The sequence below is a fragment of the Nostoc sp. DedSLP03 genome (assembly GCF_034530815.1).
Lineage (GTDB): Bacteria > Cyanobacteriota > Cyanobacteriia > Cyanobacteriales > Nostocaceae > Nostoc.
In genome coordinates this window covers 1-10,110 of sequence record NZ_JAVRCK010000158.1, presented here as the reverse complement: position 1 = coordinate 10,110, position 10,110 = coordinate 1, and the positions used below count along the sequence as shown (strand labels likewise).

Genomic DNA, 10,110 nt, shown 5'->3' with positions numbered 1-10,110 from the left:
CCACCACCAGAGGATAAAGTTGTTTGGCAAGTATTACACAAGTACTTAAGCGAGAAACGCTATATACCAGATTACATTTCGCAAGGATTACATAATAATCAGTTGCTTTACATGGATGAGCAACGAAATATTTTGTTTATCAAGCGTGATTTAGATGGTGAAAAAACTGGCGCATTAATTTGGTCAAAGCCTAGAGAAAATCATCGCACTGTGGAGTACGACCAAAACACTTCTACAGAAAATGGTTGGTTTTATCTGAGATTGGGAGGGCAACCAACGGACAAGGTAGAAAACGTGTTTCTGTGTTCTACACCGATTGATGCGATGTCAGCAGCCACCTACCTGATCTCAAGTTGCAAAGGGCTACCACCAACTAGAACCATGTTGATAGTAGCTGATGACCCGAATAACCTACCTATGGAATTTCTCAAGAGTTTCAATAGGGTTGTTGTCGCATTCAATAATGATGAGCAGGGGAATAACGCAGCTAGTGCAGTTTTAGAATTATTGCCACAGGGTAAAAGGCTCAAAACCCATAATCCTGATTGGAGTCAGGAATTAGAAGCTCATCTCAGAGAGGAGCAAGAAAAACAGAAAACTAGAGAGCGTGGTTTCAGCCTGTAACTGGAATGTGCAGATCGAACTCGTTGCCGCTGTCGCTCGACTCATGCGGTCTTCGGGACGGGCTTCCACGATCACAGTGGGGCCGACAAGTTCAAAGAACCCGCCCCGAAGACTCCGCGTTGCCGCATGATTCGCAACGAGTTCTTAAATACTCGAAATTAAGACAATGTAAACTCTCTGAGTACATTATTGTGCTAATGGGCATCACCTTGGAACATCAAAAGCTTGAAACTAATGCAGGACAAGACTTTAGAAAAAATCTCACCTCTAAACACTAGCAGCTTTTAAAACTACACGGTTTAGTTTGCCCCCTGTGTCAGCTACGCTATATCTACGCCTAGATGTGGCTTAGTAAAAAACTTTTTGAAATTCGTCAAATAGAGTTTGTGTATGTTCTCCAACACTACCTCTACCAATTAAAAAATTATCAATCTGTGTAACCCCAAGAATACGTTTTGTAGTGCCTGTTATAAAAACCTCTTTAGCTGAGTAAAAATCCTCAAGTTTAACTGGCTTAATGTCCACAGCAAAGCCCAGGCTTTCTGCAAGTTTAATTACTTTATTCCGTGTCACACCAACTAGAATAGAGTCTTTTGGTGTTATCATTTTTTGCTCTGTAACCAGAAAAATATTCCAAGATGTTCCCTCACGAACATAGCCAAAATCATCTACAAATACTGAATCATTAAAGCCAGACTTTCTAGCATTTTCATAGCCAATAATTGAAGGTAAAAAACTAAGGTTTTTAACTTGAGGCAAGACACGATGATAATTAATAGATTTTAAAGAAATTCCTTTTAGATATATATTTTTTTGAGGAAAATCAAGAGGTGTTACAAAAATAATTAAATTTGGCTGGCAGCTACTTAAGCAGTAACTAGGTATATCGCCCACTCCCCTTGTAATAGTAATGCGAATTCGTCCTCTATCTCCTCCCGTCAAACGAAACGTCTCATGAGTAAGCTCTGTTAGCTCACTTTTTGACCAAGGATGTTGTAAAAAGATAGAATTACAACCTTCAAGCAGTCGGTTTAAATGTTCGTCAAGCCACCAAATATGTCCGTTAACAGCAGCGATCGTATCGAATACTCCGTCACCGTATAAAAGTCCATGATCGAATACAGAAATCTTCGCATCATTAGGATTGAAAAATTCTCCATTAATACAAATCCTCATTTGATAATCCTCCTAAAATCAGATGATAACTAGTATCCAAAACTAGAAAGTAATAGTAAAAGTTTCTAACAAATAAATATTCTCTAGAGAGCTATTAATTTGTTATTTTTCAGTCTTAAATAACTAAGTACTGAGCATTTGTTTCAGTTGGTTTTCGTAGAAAAACTTTTCTTCATTAAAAGCTGGTGTCAATGATGTTAACCAAGTCGCAAATGCATCATATTTAGCAAAAAAGGGGCGTTTACACCAATTAGAATTGCGAGCCTGTATAAATGAAAGCACAAAAAGTTTTTCATTATTAACTTCAGCTATGCCATCAATAACTACCTTTCCAGGTAAAGCCGACATTACAGGACCTCGAACAGTTCGGCTTAAGCCAGATACTTTTTGAATAGCTTTCTGATAAATTTCCCACGCACGAGACAGTGGTATTTCAAAATAATCTTTTGCCCCTGTTTGCCTTTCTACAAACATATAGTAGGGAATACAGCCTAAACGAACTTGTGTTTGCCACATTTTCATCCAAACGTCTTCTCGATCATTAATGTGGCGAACTAAAGGACTTTGAGTACGAATTTGCGCTCCTGTAGAACGAATACGTCGAATAGCCTCTTGAGCTATTGGAGTTTCGAGTTCTTTCCAATGGTTATAGTGACCCATAATGGCCAAATGCTTACCCATTTGAACGACTTTTTCAAATAAGCGCAAAATTTCATCAGCATCCGGGTCTGTTACAAATCGGTAAGGCCAGTAGGCTAATGATTTTGTACCAATACGAATAGTTTGAATATGTTCAAAACTTGGGTCTAATAATGGCTCAATATAAAGTGCTAGTTGCCAAGCTTTCATAGTTATGGGATCGCCACCAGTCAGAAGAATATCTGTTATCTCCTGATGCTGTTTAATATATTCTTGAAATTGCCCTGATTCACGAGTAGCAAACTTCCAATTATCTATACCAACAAACTGTGGCCAGCGGAAGCAAAATGTGCAGTAAGCATGACAAGTTTGTCCAGCAGTAGGAAAAATTAAAAGAGTTTCTGGATATTTATGTTGGATACCTTGTACAGGCTCGGAATTAAGAGAGGGTATATTATACTCTTTTTGTCCACCAGGGTGAGGATTCAGATGAGAGCGAATTTTGTTAGCAGCTTCATTAATGATTTTTTTTGGAGTATCTTTTTTTAGTAATTTAGCTAAATAGTTAAAATCTTCATAAGGTAGCATATCCTGGTGTGGAAATGTTAATCTATAGATCGGATCATTAGGAACATTATTCCAATCAATTAATTCTTCTACTATATAGTTATTAGTTCGGAATGGAAGTATTTGAGATACTATTTTTATTGCTAGTATTTCCTGTGAAGATAAATGACTAATTTGAGGTAATGTTTCGATGTTTTTTTCATTGTATAAATGTAGCTTACGGGAGATGATATGGTGATTCATGGTTAGTTTCTTGAGAGTAAATGATGGAAAAACTAGTAATCGTTTGAAAAAATAATAATTAGTTTAAGCAATTATTTAGATAAATATGAATCTTAATAAAGTCTTGTATGCATAGAATTACGAAAAACTAATAAATGTATAATAATTAAATTGATTTAATAAAAAATGTGGCACTCACTCATGCTTGCTTTGAATCTTAGTTTAAAAACTGTTGTACCTTTTAATTGGTTTTGATACTGATTTTATCTACCACTATAAAGATTCTCGTCTACAGCATTTCAAAGTTTATGCTAGTTATGGGAGAAGTTTTTAATCAACTGGCAGTAATTTTTATCTTCTTACTTCTCCCGTTTTCTTTCTAATTCATATTAAGCGTAATTTTTATTTTTAAAATGCGGCTTGCCTACTTTCACTCTAAAACTTCGACTAATCAAATCTATAAATAATTTACTGTAAAATTCTCGGTAGGAAGGTTCTAAATGCTCAATTTTAGGTGCAAGCTGCTTGTGCCTTTCACGAAGATATTCCATAGGTACTGCTGGATTTTCGTGATGCTCTACATGCCAATTATTACCATTTACCAACCATTCAACAAACTTATTAGTTCTAATAGTTCGAGTATTCTTGAACACATTTGTTGTACTACTATCGCAACCTAAGTGTTCTGGTAATTCAATTAAAGCATGTATAGGTGCAGTACCTAACAGCAGAGGAAGAAGCCAGACATTTAGAAAAAACGAGGTTTGCAAGGTGACAGACAAAGTGAGCATAATAATGATTAAACCAGCCATTAAACGGAATTCATTACGAATACGCCAAGCAATCTGGGATGGTACATTCTCTCTTACTTCACCAAACACAGCTGCTCGCATATTCCTCAAAGCACTCCAGTAGTGGTTCACCATCGATAAGTGATAAATAAATCCTTTAATAGTCGTAATTTGGTCGTAGTCATAAGCAAAGCTCTCCTTGTCATCAGCAGTACCCAAAGCTTTATGATGATGCCCGTGTGATGCTTTATAACTAGAATAGGAAACTAACATGGGCAGTGCTAGTAATACTCCTACTCGCCGATTCAGGCGTTCATTGCGAAAGTGTACATGATGACCTAGCTCATGAGCGAGTTCAAGGCTGTGAGCGAACATTGCTCCTAAAAGAAGTTGCGGTATGAGTTTTGCGAGTCCTGGGGTCAACAAGATTGCAATTACAAAGATAGTAGTAAAGAAGATCAAGGTATAAAGCTTACCTTTGAAAGTGCTGCTTTTATTAGAAGATGCATTTGTCAATTCCATTTGATTACTCCTAATACAAAGGGTTAATAAACGAGGCGTTAATTTGCTTCTAGAAACTTAGGAAAGTAATTATATTTACATGATTGAAATGAAAAAGAATTATTATTTATAGCCATGATTATTAGCCTGCTTCTCCTAGCAGTTATTGTTTTTAAACTGAACTCTAATTTATTGACGTGAAATAAGTTGGTTTTTAATCCCCTGTAATAATTAAATTAATGCATTAGTCTTTTATCAACCAGAGAGTTTAAATGCAATTAAATACAAATAGGAAAAATATATTTTTATCTAAAAAATACTTAACAGTATATTATGATGAGTTCATGTATTCTTACTTGTAATCCAATGCAGTTAAATGCAGTTACTTAAGCTTATTTAATTCCTATATGATAAACTGGTATAATTATCGAAATTTCTAGCTAATAAAATATGAAATGGAGTATTATCATGACTCCGAAAAGTAGACGCCGTGGTTTTTTCGCCAGTAATGAAGGCGTGATAAAGCTACAAGCAAGAATAAACGAAAAAGGTTACAGCCAAGAAGATCTTGCCACTCAAGCAGGTGTAAGTATTGATCAAGTCAAGCGATTGCTTAATCCTCATTGGAGATATAAGGTACAAAGAGATGCAATCGAAAAAATCGCTTTTGCTCTAAATCTAGCACCAACAGATATTGTTTTTCCCCATGAGTGGTATCCTCCCCAAAAAAGCTCAGATCCAATACAGACAACAGCTAATTGGAAGATTCAGGACGTGCATAGCAATAAAGTTTTTATCAGTTATTGCACACAAGAACCATCTTCTAGCGTGGCTCAGCAATTAAGTGAAGGCTTGAAAGCATCGGGTAAAAAAGTGTTCATGGGGAAGGAGAGTGAAGAGGGCTGGCGACGCTGCTTCGATGAAGAACTAGAACAGTGTGATTGCTTGATAATCCTATTATCTCCCCAAGCATCTGTCAGCGAAATGGTCACTGAAGGAATCCGGCGAGCTAGGGAGTTATATAATGCTAGACCGAACCACAAACCACAGATTGTACCTATTCATATAGGTGAAAATATGGTGCTAAACCATGATCTGCGTGGCTACCTACAGGGAATTCAAGGGTGGGAGTGGAGAACATCTGCGGATACTCCAAAACTGGTTCAAGCAATTTTAAGTTTGCTAGCAGTAAGCCAAGTACAAGTAATAGATAAATCTTTAGAAATATTGCCAGCAGTCTCGTGTTTGCCAGCAGGGATTTCAGAAGAACTCCCTTTGCCAATGGCAGAACCAGAACTGCCTGTGGGTCAAGTTGGACTTGCTTCTGCCTTTTATATAGAACGTCCGCCAATCGAAACTCGCTGCTACCAGGAGGTTTTGCAATTAGGTGCCCTGATCCGTATTAAAGCACCCAGGCAGATGGGAAAGACTTCATTAATGGCACGGATTTTATACCACGCAAGAGAGCAAGGCTATCGCACAGTTCCTCTGAGTTTTCAACTTGCCTCATCTGAAGTTTTCACTAGTCTGGATAGATTCTTACGTTGGTTCTGTGCTTGCATAGGTCAAAATCTGGGGTTGGTGAATCAGTTAATTGATTATTGGGACGATATCTTCGATAGCAGCTATAACACGACTACATACTTTGAAGATTATTTACTAGCAAAAACTGACAGTTGTGTAGTAATTGCTTTAGATGAAGTTGATCGAATTGTTTCATATCCAGAAATTGCCAACGATTTTTTTGGTCTTCTACGAGCTTGGTATGAAAAAGCTAAGTATGGCGATCATAGTAGCGACATATGGAAAAAGCTTCGCTTAGTAGTAGTGCATTCTACAGAAGCTTATGTTCCTATGAACATCAATCAATCACCGTTCAATGTAGGCCTAGCGATTGATTTACCAGAATTCAGCTTTGAACAAGTAAAAGATTTAGCTGATCGGCATCGATTAGCTTGGGAAACTAATCATATACAGCAATTAATGAACCTAGTTGGCGGACACCCATATTTAGTGCGGTTAGCTATGTATCACATAGCTCATAACGACATCACGCTTACACAATTGCTGCGGACAGCTGCCACTGAAGCCGGAGTGTATAGTGATCATTTGCGACGCCATTTGTGGAACCTGGAACAGTATCCAGAGTTAGGAGCGGCATTTAACAAGGTAGTTGCTGCAAACAAACCTGTGGAATTAAAGTCAAAGGTGGTATTTAAATTATACAGTATGGGTATGGTAAAGAAGGAAGGTAATTATGTGTTACCACGCTGCGATTTGTATCACCAATATTTCAAACAACGTTTACCACTTACTGGGATGGAAACGTGAACTTGATCTATGAGTACATCCAAAAACTCCGTTTACAAATATCAGATTGGGGGTAGCTTACCACCAAATGCTCCGACCTACGTAAAGCGACAGGCAGACTCTGACCTTTATAGAGAGCTGAAAGCAGGAGAGTTTTGTTATGTGCTGAATTCACGACAGATGGGTAAGTCTAGCCTGCGAGTTCGTACGATGCAGCGACTGCAAGCTGAGGGTATTGCCTGTGCCGTTATCGACGTTACAGCACTTGGTAATCAGCAAGCGGCTCCAGACCGTTGGTATGCAAGCTTACTTGGCACTCTGGTAAACAGCTTGAAGCTGAAGGTGAATTTAAGAACTTGGTGGCGGGAACATGAAGATTTTACTCCTGTCTACCGGCTAAGTTTTTTTATTGAGGAAGTGCTATTAAAAGAGATTCAAAAAAACATTGTTATTTTTATCGATGAAATTGATAGCGTTCTCAATTTAAATTTCAAAGACGATTTTTTTGCTTTACTTCGAGAATGCTACAATAAACGTTCTGACATAACAGATTACTCACGCCTCTCCTTTGCCATATTAGGAGTAGCAACTCCTTCAGATTTAGTTCAAAACAAAAAACGCACCCCTTTCAATGTTGGTAAGACCATTAAATTAACAGGTTTTCAGCTACATGAAGTAACTCCTTTAGTCCAAGGACTCAAGGGATTTGCCGATAATCCCAATGCTGTGCTAAAAGAAATTTTGAATTGGACAAGTGGTCAACCTTTTCTTACCCAAAAACTGTGTCAATTGGTTATTACCTCTGTTGCTATGATACAAACTGGTGAGGAAAAAAATTGCGTTGAAGCTTTAGTTAACTCAAAAATAATTAAAAATTGGGAAACTCAAGATGAGCCAGAGCATTTAAGAACAATTCAAGATCGACTGTTGAGTAATGAAAACCGTGCTGCTCGACTTTTAGGCCTTTATCAGCAAATTTTACAACAAGGGGAAGTTCCATGTGATGGTAGTTCTGAGCAAATGGAATTACGGTTATCAGGCCTGGTTGTCAAGCAGCAGATCTGTTTAAAAGTTTATAATCACATCTACAAAAGTGTTTTTGACCAGTTTTGGGTTGAGCAAAGACTAGCACAGCAACGTCCTTATTCTGAACAATTGAAAGCTTGGTTAAATTCTGGATGTCAAGATAAATCACGGCTATTACAAGGAAATGCATTGCAAGATGCACTAAGTTGGGCAGAAAGTCAAAGTTTAACAGATCAAGATTATAAATTCTTGAATGCTTGTCGAGAAGAACGAAACAAACTACGAAGTCATCGACAGAAAGTTACATGGCTATGGGCAGCTACTATGACAATAACTGTAGCTGGAATGTCCGGATGGCAATTATGGCTAAGTAATACTCCTTATATTAAGAATCCGGATCGATTTAGCCAAGGAGAACGTTCTTTTTTTCTAAGCGAGGAAAATTCTGGTGTACTCAACGGTATGAGAGCATTCAAGCAAAAGGAATTTAATAAAGCTGAAGGATTTTTTCAAAGAGCTAGCGATGCTAACTTGAATGATCCAGAATTAATGATTTATAAAAATAATTCAAAAGCATGGGTGAAGGGTAATCCTTTTACTATAGCAGTTGCTATACCTTTAGATAATAAAAAACGTACTAGTATAAGTCTATTGCAAGGAGTAGCTTTAGCACAGCAAGAATTTAACAGCAAGCAGCAAGCTAATCGTTTATTGAATATAATTATTGCTAAGGATAATGACGATGTAAGACAGGTTAAAGAAGTTGCTCAAGAATTAATTAAAGATAAGAATGTTCTAGGAGTTATTGGACATAATACTAGCAGTTCTACTAAGAGTGTATTAGATAATTACGAAAAAGCTGATCTAGCAATAATTTCTGCGTCTAGTACTAGTACTGAATTGAGTAGTAACGTTTTTTTTAGAACAGTTGCTTCTGATAGAACAATTGGTAGAACTTTGGCAGATTATGCTATTAAGGATAAAATTAGGCAAGTTGCTATTTTTTATGAAGAAAGCTCTTATGGCAAAAGTATAAGAGATGAGTTTCAAAAAGAGTTTAAAAAAAAAGGAGGAGTAATTGTAAAAGAACCAATAGATTTGAGTAAATTCACTTTAAAATATGAAAAAAATTATTATTCTCAAGTTGTGAAAGAAATTGTTGTCAAATATCAAGCTGATGCAGCTATATTTTGTACAAATACAGCCTTATATGATATCGTTTTAGCAATTGCTCAAGCTCGAAGCAATATACCAAATTTTTCAAAAAGGCTCAAGCTATTATCAGGAGACGGTTTGTACGGAGATAGAAGCTTGAAGCAGCCATTTGAAGGTTTAATTCTGGCTCCACCTTGGTTTGAAGAAGATGATAATGGGCAAGAAAAAGAATTTACAAAGAAAGTAAAAAAAATATGGAGTAAACGACTCTACTGGGAAACGGCTACTAGTTATGATGCAACAAAAGCTTTCATTAAAGCCATAACTTCATCTATTAATCCTAATAGAAAAACTGTATTAAAAAACCTGAAATCAGTTAAACTTCATTCAAATGAAACTTCAGGGGATGATCTCAATTTTTTGGAAGGTGAACGCAAACAAAAACCAGTAATAGTTAAAGTAGTTAAAAGTAAACTTTGTACACAGGATGAAAAACCCTGTTATGAATTTCAAAGGGAGCATCCTAATGTTGAAAAAATGTAAGGATTCACGTGCTATCCTTTAGTTGCATCTTTCTTAACAAAAGAGTGGAAAGGCAGGAATGAGATACAGCAATAGTTTCAGCGATAGACACTAAGAAGTAAGAGAGGTGCGATCGCCCCTGGTGACAGCTTCCGTAACACTATCCCATTCTGGCTGCCTTAGGAGCTATAACTTTACCTTTGTTAACGAATGCAACAGCACTTGCTCAAACTCCATCAGTTCAACCTCAATGTACCGAGACAGAGATTAAACAACACATTCAGCAATTAAATAAAGGCGAAAACGCTGATGTGAAATTCTTAGTAGCGTGCAAATCAAAAGCAGTTTCTGCTCTTATCAAAGCCCTCGACGAAAATAAAGACGAAAACTTTAACATCATCACAATTGCTGTACTTGGTGATATTGGTGCGTCAGCAGCACCAGCAGTTCCTGTATTAAATGGATTATTAAAGAATACAAGATAAAATATTCCTATTGTTGTTGTTTATGCTCTAGGGCAAATGTCACTGAAAGCATAAGATGAGCAAGTTGCTCACTTTATGGTTTCAAAGCGGGT

7 protein-coding genes are annotated in these 10,110 nt (G+C 37.0%); 4 read left to right on the top strand and 3 right to left on the bottom strand.

Annotation, left to right across the window (positions count from 1 at the left end):
- The coding region (locus RM368_RS36930; RefSeq protein WP_322698655.1) for a DUF3991 domain-containing protein at positions 1-624 on the top strand (624 nt) is incomplete at its 5' end.
- 348 nt (positions 625-972) lie between these two features.
- On the opposite strand, the gene RM368_RS36925 is transcribed toward RM368_RS36930, so the two are convergent.
- The 3 genes from RM368_RS36925 to RM368_RS36915 all read right to left on the bottom strand — a co-directional run bounded on the left by RM368_RS36925 (position 973) and on the right by RM368_RS36915 (position 4,541).
- Positions 973-1,800: an aminotransferase class IV gene (locus RM368_RS36925; protein WP_322698654.1), complete on the bottom strand. Its 828-nt coding sequence runs from the start codon at positions 1,798-1,800 to the stop codon at positions 973-975.
- Positions 1,801-1,923: 123 nt separating this feature from the next.
- On the bottom strand, positions 1,924-3,249 hold the full coding sequence (locus tag RM368_RS36920) for a hypothetical protein (RefSeq protein WP_322698653.1): 1,326 nt from the start codon (positions 3,247-3,249) through the stop codon (positions 1,924-1,926).
- A gap of 368 nt (positions 3,250-3,617) precedes the next feature.
- Entirely contained in the window at positions 3,618-4,541 is a 924-nt protein-coding gene (locus RM368_RS36915; RefSeq protein ID WP_322698652.1) for a fatty acid desaturase family protein, read from the bottom strand.
- A gap of 447 nt (positions 4,542-4,988) precedes the next feature.
- Between RM368_RS36915 and RM368_RS36910 the strand changes: the two genes are divergently transcribed.
- The 3 genes from RM368_RS36910 to RM368_RS36900 all read left to right on the top strand — a co-directional run bounded on the left by RM368_RS36910 (position 4,989) and on the right by RM368_RS36900 (position 10,018).
- A complete protein-coding gene (locus tag RM368_RS36910) occupies positions 4,989-6,851 on the top strand; it encodes an AAA-like domain-containing protein (RefSeq protein WP_322698651.1) in 1,863 nt (620 codons plus the stop codon).
- 9 nt (positions 6,852-6,860) lie between these two features.
- Positions 6,861-9,554, top strand: a complete 2,694-nt coding sequence (locus RM368_RS36905) for an AAA-like domain-containing protein (protein WP_322698650.1) — start codon at positions 6,861-6,863, stop codon at positions 9,552-9,554.
- Positions 9,555-9,733: 179 nt separating this feature from the next.
- A complete protein-coding gene (locus RM368_RS36900; protein ID WP_322698649.1) occupies positions 9,734-10,018 on the top strand; it encodes a hypothetical protein in 285 nt (94 codons plus the stop codon).
- Positions 10,019-10,110 lie beyond the last annotated feature (92 nt).